We start from the raw sequence: 17,498 nt of genomic DNA on the forward strand, positions 1-17,498 counted from the left end.
TATTTCGGTTCTGCTTTGTTTACCGATTCCATTCTGACCTATCAATGTGCTGTATTGCCTGCCATTTTGTAGTGGGGAATATCTGCTTGGTTGCCTTCTTATTTCCCTAACTCTTCTGGCATGATTACACCTCTACTCCGCCGGCTGTGGCTGGCTGGCATGCTCACGGGCGCGGCTACTACGCTGGCCCACGCCCAAGCCGACCCCATCAAATTTGGTAAGATTGACGAGCTGGACCTAACGCCCAAAAACTTTGCGGCCGACAGCTCCGCCGCGGCCGTTGTGCTCTGCGACTTTGGCCGCTCCCGCTTCGAGTACAGCGAAGCAGGGTTTCTGGTGGTTTTTGAGCGGGTTACCCGTGTTAAAATTCTCAAGAAATCGGGCTACGAGCACGCTACGGTGGAGGTACCGCTCTACCACCGCGCCAACCGGGAGGAGCGGCTGCAGGGCCTGAAAGGCTTTACGTATAACCTGGTAAATGGCCAGGTGGTAAAGGAAAAGCTGAACTCGGAGGCCATTTTCCGGGAAGAAAGCACGCCCAATGTCACCACGCGCAAGTTTACGCTCCCGAATGTGCGGGTAGGCTCGGTTATCGAGTATTCCTACTCAGTTACCTCGCCCTTCACGTTCAATTTCCAGGACTGGACATTCCAACGGGATATTCCGGTACGCTGGAGCGAGTACCGCGCGGCCATTCCGGAGTACTTCGACTACAAAATGCTGATGCAGGGCTACGAGCCGCTGGAAGTACAGGAAATGCAGGACAACGTGGGGCAGTACACCATCCGGTGGTCGGCGTCGATGGAATATGGCGAGCGTACATCGGGCGGCTCGCAGGTAGTTACTCCCCGCATGACCAACTACCGCTGGGCCATGAAAAATGTGCCGGCTATGCGGGAAGAGCCATACATGACCACCACGGCCGATTACATTGCTAAAATCGACTTTGAGCTGGCGGGTTTTAAGTGGCCCCAAAAGCCCTACGAAGCCGTAGCGAACAGCTGGGTAAAGATTGACCGGGAGCTGCTGGAGGATGACCGATTTGGCGCGCAGCTGGATAAGGCAGGCTTCCTGAAAGACCAACTGGCTCCCCTACTGACGCAGGCTACCAGCCCGGCCGCCCGCGTAGCCGCCGTGCATGAGCTGGTGCGCCGCAGTGTGAAGCACAACGGCAGCAACGGGCTGTACACAACCTCCACAGTACGCCGCGCCTACGACCAGAAAGCGGGCAATGCAGCCGATGTAAACCTGCTGCTGATTGCCGCCTTGCGCGAGGCCGGCCTGGATGCCAACCCCGTGGTGTTGAGTACCCGCAGCCACGGCCGCATGGAAATGAACGTGCCGCTGATGTCGCGCTTCAACTACGTACTGGCGCACGTGGCCCTGCCGGACGGCAAAGAGATGCTGGTGGATGCTACCGAAGAGCTGGCCCCCTGCGGCATGCTGCCCCTACGCTGCCTCAACGGCTACGGCCGCTTGGTGCTACCCAAAGCGGGCACCTCAAAATGGGTGGAGCTGAAACCCGCCGACCGCCTGCTGCACTACAGCCAGATTAACCTGACGGTTGACGAGAAAGGCGGCATCAGCGGCAAGGTGCACCAGGAGCACGGCGGCTACCTGGCCCTGGCCCAGCGGGAGAAGCTGCGCAAGCTGGGCGAAAAGAAATACGTGGAGGAGCTGGCCGCGGGCCACGAGGGCTGGAGCATCCCAAAATATGCCTTCAAAGAGCAGGCCGTTCTGCACCGCCCCCTCACGCTGGAGTATGAGTTTGCCTCTACCGGTGCCGAGTCCCCGGCCGGTACCATCTACCTCAGCCCCCTGCACGATTTCGGCACCGAGAAAAACCCTTTCCTGCACGAGGAGCGCCGCTTCCCGGTAGATTTTGGAACCGGCCTCGACGAAACCGTGCTGGTGAACCTGACGCTGCCCACCGGCTACGAGCTGGAAGAAACGCCCAAGCCCATGGTGGTAGAGCTACCTGAGGGTGGCGGCCGCTTTACGTACGCCGTGCAGGCTGGCACCGGCACCGTGCAGATTATGAGCCGTATGAGTTTGGCCCGGCCAGTATACATGGCGGAGGAGTACGCCTACCTCCGGGAGTTTTTCAGCCGCATGATTACCAAGCAGAGCGAGCGGCTGGTGCTTAAGAAGAAAAGCTAACCCCTTATGCGGAGCGTTTACCTGATTGGGTGGCTGGGCTTGAATGCCCTGCTACCCCTGGCGGCCACGGCCGCCTACGGCCCGACCCCCAAATACGCGGTGGCCGACCTGCCCGCGGCCCTGCGTGAAAACGCCCACGCCGTTATCCGGCGGCAGGACGAGCAGTTGGTAGTAAAATCAGCGGGGCGCACGGTGGAAACCACGCACCGGGCCGTTACTATTCTGGATGAAGCGGGGGCCCGCTGGGCTTCGGAGATGGTGTATTACAGCCAGCTCAACAGCATCAGTTACTTCCGCGGGGCCGTGTACGACGCCAATGGCCGCCAACTGCGGCAGCTACGCAGCCAGGATATCCAAGACATCAGCCTCTCCGATGGCTTTAGCCTGGCCACCGACGCCCGGGGCCGCGTGGCCGACCTTAGCCAGCCGACCTACCCCTACACGGTGGAGTTCGACTACGAAGTGGTATCGGACAACCCCTTGTTCTACTCTACGTGGCGGCCCCAGCCCGTGGAGCAGGTAGCCGTGGAGCAGGCTTCGTTTCGGGTATTGATGCCCTCGGGCATGGCCCTGCGCTACCAGGAACAACATCTGCCTACCGGTACCGCTCAGGCCAAGCGTGCCCAAGGCAACCAAGAAGTGTATGAGTGGCAGGTGCACGATTTGGCCGCCCGTGAGGAAGAAGCGGATGCTCCGCCCCTGGCTGAGCTTACGCCCGCCGTGTACACGGCGCCTACCGAGTTTGAGGTGCAGGGCCACGCCGGGAAGCTGACCTCCTGGGCCGACCTGAGCCGCTGGACCTACGAGCTCAACGCCGGCCGCGACGAGCTACCGGCGGCCCTGAAAGCGGGTATGGCGGCCCTGGTACAAGGCGAAACGGATGAGCGGGCTCGTATCCGGAAAGTGTACCAGTTTCTGCAGGCCAACACGCGCTATATATCGGTGCAGCTGGGCCTGGGTGGATGGCAGACATTCCCGGCCTCGTCGGTGGCCGCCAATGGCTATGGCGACTGTAAGGCCCTGACCAACTACTGCAAAGCCCTGCTGGGTGCGGCCGGCATTACGGCCCATGCGGCCTTGGTACGGGCCGGCTCCGATGAGCAGGACATCCGTACCAATTTCCCCAGCTCCCAGTTCAACCACGTGGTATTATGCGTGCCCCTCAAGCAAAGCGTCCAACCCGATACCGTGTGGCTGGAGTGCACCAGCCAAACCAACCCGTTCGGCTACATGGGGGGCTTCACGGGCAACCGCCACGCCCTGCTGCTGCTGCCCAGCGGCGGCAAGCTGATTCCGACGCCCCAGTACGGTGCTACCGAAAACCGCCGGGAGCGGCTGGCGCACGTGTATCTGGATGCGGAGGGTAACGCTACGGCTACCTTGCGCACCCTGCGCACGGGGCTGGAATACGACGCCGTTTCGGGCTTGCCGGGCCTGGAGCTGGCTGAGCAGAAAAAGCGGATTGGCAGCCGGTTGTCGCTGCCCAACTTCACGCTCACCAAGGTAGCCTTCAAGCATAGCGGCCCTACGGCTCCACTGCCGGGGCTCACCGAAAATCTGGCCCTTACCCTCCCGGCGCTGGCCCCGCCCAGCGGCAAGCGCCTGTTTCTGACGCCCAACCTGCTGAGCCGGATGACGCCCCCGCAGGCTACCGTAGGCGAGCGGCAGTCGGATTTAGTGCTGGACCACGCCTTCTCGCAGCAGGATACCGTGCTGCTACACTTGCCCGCCAGCCTGCGGCCCGAGCAGTTGCCGGCTCCGGTGCAGCTATCCACGGCTTTTGGCACCTACAGCAGCCAGCTTACCACTCTGCCCGATGGCAGCATCCGCTACGTGCGCCGCCTGGTAATGCCCCGTACCCGCTTCACGCGCACCGATTACCCGGCTTACCTGGAGTTCCGGCGCAAAATCAGCGCTGCCGATAAGGCCCAGCTTGTGCTCACGAAAACGGACGCCTAACCCCTCGCTTACCTCGTTTGAACACGCGCCCCGCTGCCCTAGGTAGCGGGGCGCGCTGTTTTGGGCGGGGGTGGCAAAATAGGCCGAATTATATCCCGGATAAACAGCAATGGAAGCGGGCAAATGCCTTATTTTGAACTTCCGCACTGTCGCCCCGCGGTTGAGGGCGCTTGTTGTTTCTTTCATCCTTGGTTTATGCACCAAACCCCTACTTTATTCCAGCGGGCGTGGCAGTCGGTTGTTGCTGGCAGTGCGTTGCTCTTCAGCTTAAGCACGGTTGCTCCCGCGTTGGCCCAACGGGTGTTGTGGTCCGATGCGCCGGTGCTGTCTGCCGCGGCCCGCTCCGCCACCCGGCCGCTAACCCATTTCCGAGCCGTGAATGTGCAGTTGGATGTCGTTCGGACGGTGTTGGGCACCGCGCCAGCGGAGGGTACCGCCGCCCGTCTGTCGGCTACGGTTATTTCCCTACCCTTACCGGATGGCACCTCCCAGCGGTTCCGGGTGGTGCAGGTGCCGGTAATGGCTCCGGAACTGGCAGCTAAGTACCCTAACATTCGCACCTATGCGGCGCAGGGCATCGACGATCCTACCGCCACGGCCAGCCTCGAGATAAGCCCTGAAGGCCTGTACGCTCAGATTCTGTCGGCCAGTGCCACGGTATACATCGACCCCACCGCGCAAGGGCAGGCTACGCACTTGGTGTTTGAGCGCCGGGCCATGAACCGGAGCGCCTTCCCGTTTGTGTGCGCCACGCCCGCCGGTACCGAAAGTGGCCTGCTGCCCACCGGCTCTACCGCCCAACGAGCGGCCGTAGCCAATGGCACCACCCTGCGCACGTATCGGCTGGCTCTGGCTTGCACCGGTGAGTATGCGGCCTATTACGGCGGCACCAAGGCCGGCGCTATGGCCGGGATGGTGGCTTCGATGGGCCGGGTAAATGGTATTTACGAGCGAGAGCTGGCCGTGCGAATGGTACTAGTGGCCAACAACGACCGGCTCATCTTCCTGAACCCGGCTACCGACCGGTACGACAACGAAGATGGCAGTGCCATGCTGGAGCGCAACCAAGTGGTGGTGGATAGCCTGATTGGCAATGCCAACTACGACATTGGGCACGTGTTCAGCACCGGGGGTGGAGGCGTGGCCCGGTTGGCATCCGTGTGCGTGACCGGGCAGAAAGCCCAGGGCGTCACGGGCTCCAGAACGCCCGCTAACGACGCATTCGACGTGGACTACGTAGCCCACGAAATGGGCCACCAGTTTGGTGCCGACCACACCTTCAACAGCACCACCGGCAGCTGCGGACAGGGCAACCGCACTGCTTCCTCGGCTTACGAGCCGGGCTCGGGCACCACCATTATGGCCTACGCCGGCATTTGCGGGGCCGATGACATTCAGCCGAACTCCGACCCCTATTTCCACTCCCGCAGCTTCGACCAGATTGTGGCGCACATTACGGGCCGGGGCAATTGCTCGGTGAATACGGCCACCGGCAATACCCCGCCAGTGGTGAATGCCGGCCGCAATTATGCCATTCCCATCAACACGCCGTTTGTGCTGACGGGTTCCGCCTCCGATGCCAACAACGATGCGCTGACTTACTCCTGGGAGCAGTATAACCTGGGCCCCGCCGGTGCTCCCAATGCGCCGGCCGGCGACGCACCAATTTTCCGGACTTTCCCGCCCACTACTGCCGCTTCGCGCACCTTTCCGCGACTATCTGATCTGCTTAACAACGTGCAGACGAAGGGCGAATTGCTGCCCTCTTACGGCCGGCGACTGATTTTCCGCCTGGTGGCCCGTGACAACCGCCTCGGCGGTGGCGGGGTCGACTACGACTCTATGCAGGTGGTAGTGGTACCCACGTCCAGCCCCTTTATAGTAACCGTTCCTAACACCGCTACCACCTGGGTTAGCGGCGTTCCGCAGCAGGTTACCTGGAACGTGGCCAACACCAACCAGGCCCCCATCAACACCAGCAACGTCCAGATTCGGCTTTCTACCGACGGGGGCCTGACGTACCCCACGGTACTAGCCGCCAGCACCCCTAACGACGGGTGTGAGACGGTGACGGTACCGGCCGGTGTTGCGGCATCCGCCACGGCCCGCATCCGGGTGCAGGCCGTAGATGGCATCTTCTTCGACGTTTCAAATGAGAACTTCACTATTGAGCCTTCTTCCGGCCCTACGTTCTACTTACAGAATGCCGGGTGCGGAGCATCGGCCCTCGCCTTCTGCCCTGGCAGTGCGGGTACCGTAACTGTATCCGCAGGGCAGTTTCAGGGCTTTATGGGCTCTATTGCGCTATCGGCGGCCAATGTGCCGGTCGGGGTTTCCGTCACGTTTGCCGCTTCCACCATTCAGGCCGGGGGCAGCACTACTGCTACCATCAGCACCACCAATGCGGTGACAACGGGCACGTACGTTATTCAGCTGACAGGTACCAGTGGGGGGGTAACGCGTGTGCTGGATGTACCCCTCACCCTCCTGACGGCGGCCACGCAGGCGGCCGTGCTGACCGTACCCACCAACAACGGAGCGGCTACCCTGCGCCCACTGTTTTCCTGGACGGCGGTGCCCAATGCTACGGCCTACGAGCTGCAAATTGCCACCGATATAGGGTTCAATAACATAGTCCTCAGCCAGGCCAATATTCCGGGTACCAGCTTCACGCCGGGCAGCGCCCTGCAGCCGTTAACCACGTATTACGCACGGGTGCGGGCTATCAGCGGCTGCGGTACGGCTCCGTTCTCCGCAAATGTGTCGTTTATCACCGGAGCTCAAACCTGCCAGACCATTGCGGCCACTACCGTGCCCCGCACCATTCCGGCAGGGTTCGGGGTGGCGGTTACCTCCGTTATTCCGGTTACCCGCGCAGAGCGGGTATCCGACCTGCGCATCCGCAACCTAGCCATTACGCACCCGGATGTAGGCCAGCTGGAAATCAGCCTGACCAACCCGGCAGGCCGGCGCGTGATATTGTTTTCTCAGGCCTGCGCGGGCACCAGCAACCTCAACTTGTCGTTTGATGATGCGGCCACCACGCCGCTGGCGTGCCCGTTGCCCAACGGCGCTACCGTTCGGCCAGCCAACCCGCTGGCAGGTTTGCTGAATTCCGCGGCTACCGGCAACTGGACGCTGACTATTACCAGCAACTCGGCGGCCAATACTGGCACCCTGACAGGCTGGTCGCTGGAGCTGTGCACGCTCAACGAGGTGCCCGCAGCGCCGGCTTCGCTTACAGCCCTGGCTCCTGCCGTTTCTGCTGCGGGCTCCACCATTGAACTGCTCTGGCTGGACCGCTCCAACAACGAAACCGGCTTTGAGTTGGAACGCTCCTTTGCCGGCGGGGCCTATACCCGCATTACCGAGCTGCCGGCGGGCACCGATTTCTATAAGGATGAGGTTTCGGCTAACGGCCGCTACTGCTACCGGGTACGGGCCGTGAACGGCTCCGGAGCTTCGGCATACTCCAATGAAAGCTGCCAGACGGTGGCTGGCATCACCTCAGCCGGCAGCGCCGCGCTGCTGCAAGGCATTGAAGTGGCCCCAAACCCCAGCGCCGGCGTATTTAACGTGCGCATCGACAACGCTGTGCGCGGCACCATCATGCTACGCGTAACCGATGCTTTGGGCCGCCAAGTGCAGACCCGGCAACTGACCAAAGGCGCGGCTGCCCTGCAACTACCCCTGGACCTGAGCCAGCTTAGCCCCGGCGTGTACAACCTCCATTTTGATATGCCCAGCGGCTCCACTGTGGTGCGCCTGCTTAAGCAGTAGCGTTGGTTATAGGTGACTAAAAAAAGCCTCGGCTCCCATAGCGGAAGCCGAGGCTTTTTTACGTGAAGCTGCGCAGTATGCTGGCCTCTTCTTGGGCTGCTCGCGCAGCACAGCAACACTCAAAACCGGTAGCGGAGCTGGGCGTGAGCATCGGAGCGGCGCGGGCCCTGAATTTCTTCCAGACCGGAGCCCACAGTGCGCTGGTGGCGGTAATGGGTATCTGAGAAACGCAGCCAGAGCGTGAGATGACGGTTTACATCTATCTGGGCCAGCACGTAGGTGCGGGTGCCCTGTCCGTAGAGGGCCGGCACCGAAAAAGCGTACAGCACATCCTGCTCAAATACGTACTGGCGGGTGTCGTAGTCGTCGGTGTCGAAAAGGACGTAGCGGGCGCTGAGGCGTAGGCGCTGCAAGGGCTGCACCGTTACGTCCTGGGCCAGCACGTAGCCGTGGCGGGCCGGGCCGGCATCTTCCCGGTACTCGGAGCCCTGCACGCGGGTGCGCAAGCTTAGGTAGGCTGCGGGGCTGGTATCATAGAACAGCAGAAAACTGCGGCGGCGCGTGGGTACCGGCAGCGGCACGGGCCGCAACGTATCGGCATCGTAGGCCTTGGTACGCTGGCGCAACTGGGCGTAAAGCAGGCTGGTTTTGGTGGGGCTGAATGCCACGCGCACCAGCCAGTCGTGGCCGGGGCTAGGTGCCCCGGCCTGGTAGCGCAGCCACGGAAACCTAAACCGGTCGTAGTAAGCCGAAACCTCCCACCGCGCGGCGGGCCGCAGCTTCACGCCCAGATACAGGCCGCTTTCATTGATGTTGCGCGTGTTTTCGCTGAGGGCGTTGCCGTAGAGCGTGTGAAAGTTGCGGGCGTAGTGCCGGTAGAGGACCGACACATCCACGTTGGGCGCCAGGCTGGCCAGCAGGCCGTTCACGGTGCCCAGGCCGCCCCCGCTGCTGCGGGCCGTTTCGCCAAACAGCAGCAGATTGCGCCACACATAGCTGTAGTTGGCGCTCAGGGCCAGGTTGCGGCGGCCGCGTAGCTCAAACAGGTTGTATGGCTCGTCGCGGCGCAGTAGGGGTTTGTCGTAGAGCGTGTTTACGGCCGTGAGGCCCAGCTGCAGGTCGCCGCCGGGGCGGGCGTAGCTAAGGTTGCCGCCCAGCACGGTTTCGCGCAGGGCCTGGCGGTTGGCCAGCTCGGTAGGCGTGCGGTGCATGCCCGTGAGCAGCAGGCCGGAAGTAAACTCGCTGAAATCGGCCAGCGAATCACGCGCCGCTTGCAGGGAAGCATCCACCCGCTTGCGGGAGGCAAACGCCGTGGCCCGCACCGAGCTGGCAACCGCTACCGTGGCCGCTGCACCCCGAAAAAACGTGCTTTCCAGCACCGAAGAGTACGGCCGCACGCCTACCGAGCTGCGGCGCAGGGTAGTAATAGTTTCGGCCCCCTTGCCCACCGCCAGCCCCGACGACAAGAGCAGCCCCTGCCCAAACTGCAGCTGGTAGTCGCCCAGGGCCAGCGTTTTAAGCCGGCCCCGCTCCTGCACCACCAAGTGCCCGGAGTAAAAATCGGCGCCGTAGCGGCGGGTTTTGGGGTCCCAGGTGAGCTGCTCGCCGGCATCTTTCTCGGCGGTGAGGCCCAGGCTGAAATCCTTGCTGCGGCTCACGCGGTAGCGCACCAGCAGCTTGTCCGGGGAGCCCAGGTAGCGCGAGGCCGGCGTACCGGTGCTGGTGGTATCGGGCGGGAGGTAGCCCGGGCGGCCCTGCACCGTGCGCTCGTAGCGCACAAACAGGGCGTTGTTGTCTTCCTGCCAGATGCGCTGCCACAGCGGCCCGCGGGCGGCGTTGGGGTCGGTGGTCAGCACCGATACGAAGGGTGCCACCCGGTAAATCGTGCGCAAATCAAACCCCTGCACGCTTTGCAGCTCGTAGAGGCTCAGCAGCGCCCCGTTGCGCTGCCGGTGTTCCAGCAGGTTGGTTATCTGGGTTTCGGAGAGCAGCAACAGCCCGCGCAGGTCCTCGCGGGTGGCGGTGTTGAGGTTGAGCGGGGTCTGGTAGTACTGCAGCAGCGTTTCGTAGAGGTCCTCGTAGGGCACCTGGTCGCTCTGGATTTCGGCAAACAGCTCCTGGGTCAGCCGGTCGAGGTCGGGCACGGCGGGGCGCGGGTAGTCCTGCGCTCGGGCCGCGGCGGCCGTGAGCAACAGGGCTCCGGCCGCCACTAGCAGCTTGCGGCTCATGGCTGAGGCTGCGGTTTGGCCCACACGTAGGCTACGCTCAGCTGTTGACTCAGGCCCAGGGCCTCGTGCCAGGCCGCGGCGTAATCCACCTGAAACGGTCCGGCCTTCAGCCCTACCCCACCGGTAAGCTGCTGCATCAGCGACGACAGGCCCGCGCGCACGGCCAGCACCGGCACCGGCTGGTATTCCAACCCGGCTTTAAAGTCGGCATCCTGCTCCACATCCTTCTCGGTTTCGGCCAGCAGCAGCACTTTCTCGGAAGCCCGCCAGGCCAGCCCGGCCCGCAGCACGGTGGGCAGGCGCTCATCCTGATACTCGTAGAGGCGGGCCTGGTTGAGGTTGTAGAGCGTGGCCCCGAAGGTGAGCTTGCGCGGAATAATATCGGCCTGCCCGCCCAGGGAGGCAGCCACTACCCGGCGGCTCCCCAGCCCCTCAAAACTGGTTTGTAGCACTTCCACCCGCGCTCCTACCCGCACCGTGCCCAGCTGGTAGCCGTAGCCCAGCCCCAGCCGCTGCTCCGAGTACAGCTTGCCCCCAAACCGTTGGGCCGTGAAGCCCACCACGCCGTAGCGCGGGGCTTCTGGGGCGGCCACTGCCGCCGAAACGCCAGCCACCGGTGCTACTGGCTGCCCGGCAGTTTTGTAGCCCACCGGCACGGCTACCATCAGCGAAACTGTATTCAGTGCTGGCAGTAAGTAGCGGTTTTCAGCTCCTACCCCTACCGTAGGCCGGGCAAGCCTGCCCAGCGCCGCCGCGTTGGCCGCGCCGGCCCAGCCATCCTGTTCCAGCACACTACCAATCTGCCCCAGGCCGGCCGAGCGGGCACCCCACAAGCCGGGGCCGTTGCCCTGGGCGTAGGCAGTTGTCATGCTTCCAATACATAACCCTAATACAGCGTAGCGTTTGAGCATAGGCAGTCAGTTATAATATCCTAAAGCTTCTTATCGAACCGGCCCTTCGTGACTACCACCGAGTCGCAACCGGGCTTATAGAGCGTAAAGTCAAAAGTGCCCGAAATAATACCCCGCGCCGCATCCAACCGGGTAATTATCAAAGTGCCTTTGCGGAAGTGTGAGTCACCAGGATAGAAAACGCAGTTTTTTCGAGCATCCTGAAATAAAGCTTCTTGATGCTTGAGTAGAGTTAAAGGATATACCCCCACTCCATGGATATTATCAGTAAACATAGAAATGCGCTGGAATGTAGACTGGTCACGAGGGGTGGTATACCGAAAAGCCCCTATCACCAATGAGCCGTTGTTATAGGTCGGGTCGTAGGTAACTATAAAGTTGGAACCCATACTTCCGTCCGAGCCATTCGGGGTGAAGGCTTGGCCGTTGAGCAGGCAGCCGAATGTGTTTGCGCCGGTTTGGGTAGCCGGCGGCAGCTGGCTTTCCGGGCTCGGCGAAGGTTCATTGGTATGGCAACTTCCAAATAGCAGCCCAGCTAATGATAAAACGAGGATTTTGAACATATCTGTGGATAACTAGCTATTCTGCTGTAAAATAGAGACTCTGGCTGAACCGTACAACGGCTTGGATAAAATCAATAAAAAAGCCCCGGCACCATCTGGTACCGGGGCTTTTGCACTTAAGAAGAGTGCCTCACTTTACAGCATGGCGGCGTCCTTCTTGCGCTTGATTTTGGTTTTGCCGCCTTTGTCGGTTTTCACCTTCATCTTTTCCACGTCGCTCATATCGGCGCCGCTGGCGGTGGCGGGGCCCACGCCGGGGTTCGGGCCGATGTTCACCAGCGTCATTTCGTCTACGATGTGCTTAGCACCGCCCAGCTTCTCAATGCACCACAGCACGTAGCGGATGTCGGCATTGATGCAGCGCTTCAGCTCGGGGTCATAGGCCAGGTCGCCGGTCATGGCTTCCCAGTTACCGTCGAAGGCCAGGCCAATCAGCTCGCCGCGGCCGTTGATAACGGGGGAGCCGGAGTTGCCGCCGGTAATGTCGTTATCGGTGATGAAGGCCACGGGCAGGTTGCCCTGCTTGTCGGCGTAGCGGCCGTAGTCCTTCATTTTCAGCAGTTCCAGCTCTTTCTGGGGCACCACAAACTCGGGGTTAGTGGCGTCTTCTTTCTCCAGAATGCCTTGGGCGGTGGTTTTGTAGTCGTACTCCACCGCGTCGCGGCCTTTGTAGGGGCGCACCGTGCCGTAGCTCAGGCGGATGGTGGAGTTGGCATCGGGCGAGTACACCTTCTGGCTGTTTTTCTCGCGTAGCGCGGCCACGTACTGGCGGTTGGCGCGGCCCAGACCAGCCTGCAGGCCCTGCATCTTGGGCGCAATGTTCTGCACGAAGTTCTGGTACACCGACTGGTACGTTTTGTAGCCGGGGTCGGCTTCCAGCTTGGCCAGCGTGGGCGCGGCCAGGAAGGCGTTCAGCTTGGCCTCGGAGGTTAGGAAGGAGTTGGCATACACATAGTCGGCGTATTTCTGCATGGAGCCGCCGTACTGCTTCTGCACCGTCTGGAACACGTCGGGTAGCTGGGCAGCGGGAACGTCCTGCATGTACAGGGCCATAAGCGCGGCAAACACTTTTTTGTCGGTAGCGGCGTTGTAGTCCTTGTAGAAGTCAGCCATAGGCTCCTTCAAATCGGCCACGGCTTTGTCCACGGCGGCTTTATCCTGGGGCGACGCTTTCAGAGCCGTAGACAGGGGCATGAGGCGGGCGGCAGCCTGCACAATTTCCGTCCCGAAGGCGCCTTCGTTCACGTACTGCGTGCTTAGGTTGTACTCACGCAGGCCAGCGTAGGCCTGGTTGATGGTGTTCAGCGCCTCGCCGTACTGCTGCTGACGAGCGGGGTCCTGGGCAATCCACTGAGCCAGAGCAGCCTCCTCGGCTTTCTTGGCATCTACGGTTTTCAGGCGCTTCATGCCTTCATTCTGGCCGATGAAGTACTTCCAGTAGTTGGCGATGCTGGCATATTTGGAGGCGTACTTCAGGCGCAGGGCGGGGTCCTGGTCCATGTCTTCCTTCCACAGCTTCAGGCGGGTGTCGCGCAGCTTGATGCGGGCGGGGTTGCTCTGCTCCAGCGTCATTTGCAGACCGGCAGCCGGCAGGAAACGTTGCGTGCGGCCGGGGAAACCGAACACCATGGCGAAATCACCTTCGCTTACGCCCTGCAGGGCCACGGGCAGGTGCTTTTTGGGCACGTAGGGCACGTTGCCGTCCTGAGGGCCGGCGGTGGGCTGGTTGTTCTTGTCGGCGTACACCCGGAACATCGAGAAGTCGCCGGTATGGCGGGGCCACATCCAGTTGTCGGTGTCGCCGCCGAACTTGCCTACGGCTTCCGGCGGAGCGCCCACTAGGCGCACGTCGCCGAAGCGCTGGTAGATGAACAGGTAGTACTCGTTGCCCCCGAACATGTCGCGCACGTAGGCCACGTACTTGCCGTTTTCCTTGGCGTTATCGGCCATTTCACGCTGGCGCTTCTGAATGGTGGCCATGCGCTCCTGCTCGGGCGTGGTGGGCGTAATGCCTTCCAGCACTTTGCTGGTTACGTCTTCCATGCGCACCAGAATATCCACGAACAGGCCGGGGTTTTTCTTCTCGTCGCGCTTGGTAGCGGCGTAGAAACCGTTTTGCAGGATGTTGTTTTCGGGGGTGCTGTGGCTCTGAATGGCGTCGTAGCCGCAGTGGTGGTTGGTGAGGAGCAAACCCTGGCTGCTCACGAACTCGCCGGTGCAGAAGCCGCCCAGCTGCACCACGGCATCTTTCAGGGAGGCGTTGTTCACGTCGTAGATTTCCTCGGCCGTGAGCTTGAGGCCTTTCTTCTGCATGTCGGCCTGGTTGAGGCGCTTCACAAACAGGGGCAGCCACATGCCTTCATCGGCGCGGGCGGCCAGAGGTAGCAGCAGGGTAAGCAGCAGCACCTTGGCCCAGTGTTGTTTTTGCATAGTAGTTGGGGTGGATGAGTGGTTTTGCGGCGAAGGTACGCATCTGCCCGATTCGTTCGGACTCAACCGTACCGCTGGCCCGCTGCCGCCCGGAAACTACCTCGTTAATCCGGCTGTTCTTTGCTTTCCCGACCTTTGCCTTATCATGACGTACCTGTTCCGCCAGCTGGTGCTGGGCCTGTTGTGGGTGTACCGCCACCTGATTTCGCCTTTGAAGCCGCCCAGCTGCCGCTATACGCCTACTTGCTCGGCCTACGCCGTGCAGGCCGTCACCAAGTACGGCCCCTGGCGCGGCGGCTGGCTGGCCCTGCGCCGCATCGGCCGCTGCCACCCCTGGGGCAGCCACGGCCACGACCCGGTACCGTGAGTGAGCGAGTGTCATTGCGAGGAGGCACGACGAAGCAATCTTTCCTTCTCCAAGCGAGCAAATTTGGCCTACGCAAAAGCCCCTGACGCCAGAATTAGGCGTCAGGGGCTTTTCATTTTTTCAAGGCTTCTACCTCTGAACGGGAAGGAGTGCGTCGCCGTCGGCTTGCAATGACACGTTACTTACTACCAAAATTTAATGTACAGAGCCGAAATCAGCAGCACAATCAGCACAATGAGGGCCTGCTGCTTGGGCGTGGTGCGGAACAGACCGGTGGGCAGGGAAATGGCGTTGGGGTTGATGGCCGGCCCGGCCAGGCTGACCACTATCATCAGCAGGGCCGTCAGGAAAAACGACCAGCCCATGCTCACCAAAAAGGGCACCTCGTACACGCCATTCGCGTTGGGGAAAGCCGAATACAGCAGCGTTTCATTGCCAAACAAGCGGGGTGCAAAGTCATTGAACAGCAGAGAGAAGCCGAAACCCGCCAGTACGCCAATTACGGCCGCAGTGGCCGTAGTCCGCTTCCAGAACATACCCAGCAGGAATACGGCCACAATGCCGGGCGAGATATAGCCCGTGTATTTCTGCACGTACGTGAAGCCCCCGGCCCCGCTGATGCCCAGCAAATCTTTCCAGGTGAAGGCCACAGCCAGCACCATTGCCAGCAGAATGGTCAGGCGGCCCACGCGCACCAGCTTCTGTTCGTCCGCCTCTTTATCCAGGTAACGTTTGTAGATATCGAGGGTGAAAATGGTGGAGATGGAGTTAGCCTTGCCGGCCAGGGAGGCCACAATGGCCGCCGTGAGAGCCGCCAGGCTCAGGCCTTTGAGGCCGTTGGGCAGGAAAGTGAGAATAGCCGAGTAGGCGTTGTCGGGGTTGAGCGAGCCGCCGGCACTCATTTCCTGCTGCAGCGCGCCCTGCTGGTGCAGTACATAGGCCGCAATACCGGGCAGCACTACTACCAGCGGCATAATCAGCTTCAGCAAAGCCGCAAACAGGATACCGGTGCGGGCCGTGTTCAAATCGGCCCCCAGGGCGCGCTGGGTAATGTACTGGTTGCAGCCCCAGTAATTGAGGTTGGCTACCCACTGCCCACCGGCATACATGGCCAGCCCCGGCAAGGCCAGGTATTTGCTGATGTATTCCTGGCTGGAGTTGGGCGTGGGCTTGGCGAAAATCATGTGAAAATGGTCGTCGGCGGAATGCAGCAGCTGCTGGAAACCGGCCACTGCGCTATTGCCGAGGCCAAACTTCTGACTTACCAGCACCAAAGCCAGGTAGCTGGTAGCCAGCCCGCCCAGCAGCAGCACCGTTACCTGCACCACGTCGGTGTAGCCCACCACTTTCATGCCGCCCAGCGTGATGAAGAGCGCAAACACGGCCAGGCCAATCAGAATCAAATGAAAGGAACTACCGTCGGGGCTGCCCACTAGGTTGTTGATGGCCAGCGCCCCCAGGTACAGAATCACCGTGAGGTTGACCAGCACGTACAGGAACAGCCAGAAAATACTCATGATCAGGCTGAGCGTGGCGTTGTAGCGCTGCTCCAGAAACTGCGGCATGGTATAAATCTTCTGCCGCAGGTAAATGGGCATGAAATACACAGCCACAAATACCAGCACCAGTGCCGCTACCCACTCGTAGGCAGCTACCGCCAGCCCTTGCGAGAAGCCGGCCCCGGAAGCTCCAATAAACTGCTCGGCCGAAATGTTGGAGGCAATCATCGAGGCCCCAATAGCCCACCACGTGAGCGAACCTTCGGCCAGAAAGTAGTCTTTGGTGGAGAGTTGGGAGCTTTGTTTCCGCCGGTAGATGTAGTAGCCGTAGCAGGACACGCCCACCAGGTAAAACAGGAAGACCGCCAGGTCAAGTGCGTTAAGTGAATTCATGCAAGGGGGGTTGAACGCGTAGTAAGCAAGGTACGGCTGATTGATGAGCCCGCAACAGCCCGTATGGCTTACTTGCGCACGCCGAAGGTGTAGCTGGTGGTGGAGCGCAGCGTCTGGCCGGGCTGCAGGATGGTGCTGGGGAAGGCGGGCTGGTTGGGCGAATCGGGGAAGTGCTGGGTTTCCAGGCAGAAGCCCGCGTGCTTCCCGTACACCTTGCCGCCCTTGCCCTTCAGGCTGCCGTCCAGAAAGTTGCCGGTGTAGAACTGCAGGCCCGGCTCGGTGGTGCGCACCGTCATGGTGCGGCCCGTGGTGGACTCGTACACCGTGGCCGCCTCGTGCAGGCCGTCGGTCTGGGTGAGTACCCAGTTGTGGTCGTAGCCGCCGGGCACCTGCGCTATCCGCTCGCCAATGGTATGGGCTGAGGTGAAGTCGAAGGGCGTGCCCTTTACCGGGCGCAGCTCCCCGGTCGGAATCAGACTGGCATCCACCACCGTGTAGCGGTCAGCCGGGAGGGTGACCTCGTGGCCCAGCACATCTTTGCCCCCACTCAGGTTGAAATAGCTGTGGTTCGTGAGGTTCACGGGCGTGGCCTTATCGGTGGTGGCCGCGTAGTCAATCTGCAGCGCATCGTCCGGGGTCAGCGTGTAGACCACCGTCACATTGAGGTTGCCGGGGTAGCCCTCTTCCCCATCCTTGCTGCGGTAAGTGAGCGTGAGCGTCTGCCCCTGGGCCGAGGAGCCGGGCTGGGCCTGCCACACTACTTTGTCGAAACCCTTCAGGCCCCCGTGCAGGTGATTGGGCCCGTTGTTGGTGGCCAGCGTGTACTCTTTGCCGTCGAGCGTGAAGCGGCCCTTGGCAATGCGGTTGCCGTAGCGCCCAATCAGGGCCCCGAAGTAAGGACCGGATTTCCGGTATTCGGGGCTCTGGTAGCCGGCCAGGCTGTCGAAGCCCAGCACCATGTCGCCGAGCTGCCCGGCTTTATCAGGCACCAGTAGGCTGGTGACGGTGCCGCCGTAGGTGCTGATGGTGGCTTTGAGCCCGTGGGCGTTGGTGAGCGTATAGAGCTGAACGTCCGTGCCATCGGGCAGGCGACCGAACGAGCTGGCAGTTGGTTTCATAGCCACAGAATCGGAAGAAGCAGAGGAAGAAGGGGCCTCAGATTGGCCAGCGGGAGTAGAGGGTGAGGAGCAAGCCGACAGGGCCAGTCC

10 protein-coding genes are annotated in these 17,498 nt (G+C 61.5%); 4 read left to right on the plus strand and 6 right to left on the minus strand.

The window, feature by feature from the left end; genetic code table 11:
* Positions 1-120: 120 nt before the first annotated feature.
* The 3 genes from LF252_RS18220 (at position 121) to LF252_RS18230 (ending at position 7,899) form a co-directional block, all read left to right on the plus strand.
* Entirely contained in the window at positions 121-2,160 is a 2,040-nt protein-coding gene (locus LF252_RS18220; RefSeq protein WP_226271024.1) for a DUF3857 domain-containing protein, read from the plus strand.
* A gap of 6 nt (positions 2,161-2,166) precedes the next feature.
* On the plus strand, positions 2,167-4,119 hold the full coding sequence (locus tag LF252_RS18225) for a DUF3857 domain-containing protein (protein ID WP_226271025.1): 1,953 nt from the start codon (positions 2,167-2,169) through the stop codon (positions 4,117-4,119).
* Positions 4,120-4,314: 195 nt separating this feature from the next.
* Entirely contained in the window at positions 4,315-7,899 is a 3,585-nt protein-coding gene (locus LF252_RS18230; RefSeq protein ID WP_226271026.1) for a reprolysin-like metallopeptidase, read from the plus strand.
* A gap of 119 nt (positions 7,900-8,018) precedes the next feature.
* Here LF252_RS18230 and LF252_RS18235 read toward each other — a convergent pair whose 3' ends face one another.
* From LF252_RS18235 to LF252_RS18250, 4 genes are all read right to left on the minus strand, one after another.
* Positions 8,019-10,127: a ComEA family DNA-binding protein gene (locus LF252_RS18235; RefSeq protein ID WP_226271027.1), complete on the minus strand. Its 2,109-nt coding sequence runs from the start codon at positions 10,125-10,127 to the stop codon at positions 8,019-8,021.
* Positions 10,124-10,996, minus strand: coding sequence for a hypothetical protein (locus LF252_RS18240; RefSeq protein WP_226271028.1), 873 nt, complete (start codon positions 10,994-10,996; stop codon positions 10,124-10,126). Before LF252_RS18240 ends, LF252_RS18235 begins: the two co-directional genes overlap by 4 nt.
* A gap of 62 nt (positions 10,997-11,058) precedes the next feature.
* Positions 11,059-11,601 (minus strand): DUF6252 family protein, encoded by a 543-nt coding sequence (locus LF252_RS18245; protein WP_226271029.1) that lies wholly within the window; start codon positions 11,599-11,601, stop codon positions 11,059-11,061.
* Positions 11,602-11,736: 135 nt separating this feature from the next.
* Positions 11,737-14,031 (minus strand): S46 family peptidase, encoded by a 2,295-nt coding sequence (locus LF252_RS18250; protein ID WP_226271030.1) that lies wholly within the window; start codon positions 14,029-14,031, stop codon positions 11,737-11,739.
* Between the two features lie 145 nt (positions 14,032-14,176).
* Between LF252_RS18250 and yidD the strand changes: the two genes are divergently transcribed.
* Positions 14,177-14,398 carry a membrane protein insertion efficiency factor YidD gene (gene yidD, locus LF252_RS18255; RefSeq protein ID WP_226271031.1) on the plus strand — a complete coding sequence of 74 codons (222 nt, stop codon included), beginning with the start codon at positions 14,177-14,179 and terminating at the stop codon, positions 14,396-14,398.
* A gap of 185 nt (positions 14,399-14,583) precedes the next feature.
* Here yidD and LF252_RS18260 read toward each other — a convergent pair whose 3' ends face one another.
* Both LF252_RS18260 and LF252_RS18265 read right to left on the minus strand, forming a co-directional pair.
* Positions 14,584-16,290: a sodium:solute symporter family transporter gene (locus LF252_RS18260; RefSeq protein WP_226271032.1), complete on the minus strand. Its 1,707-nt coding sequence runs from the start codon at positions 16,288-16,290 to the stop codon at positions 14,584-14,586.
* A gap of 68 nt (positions 16,291-16,358) precedes the next feature.
* The gene (locus LF252_RS18265; RefSeq protein ID WP_226271033.1) at positions 16,359-17,408 is read right to left on the minus strand and encodes an aldose epimerase family protein; all 1,050 of its coding nucleotides are present in this window, start codon (positions 17,406-17,408) and stop codon (positions 16,359-16,361) included.
* Positions 17,409-17,498 lie beyond the last annotated feature (90 nt).

This window comes from Hymenobacter pini (genome assembly GCF_020421205.1).
Taxonomy (GTDB): domain Bacteria; phylum Bacteroidota; class Bacteroidia; order Cytophagales; family Hymenobacteraceae; genus Hymenobacter; species Hymenobacter pini.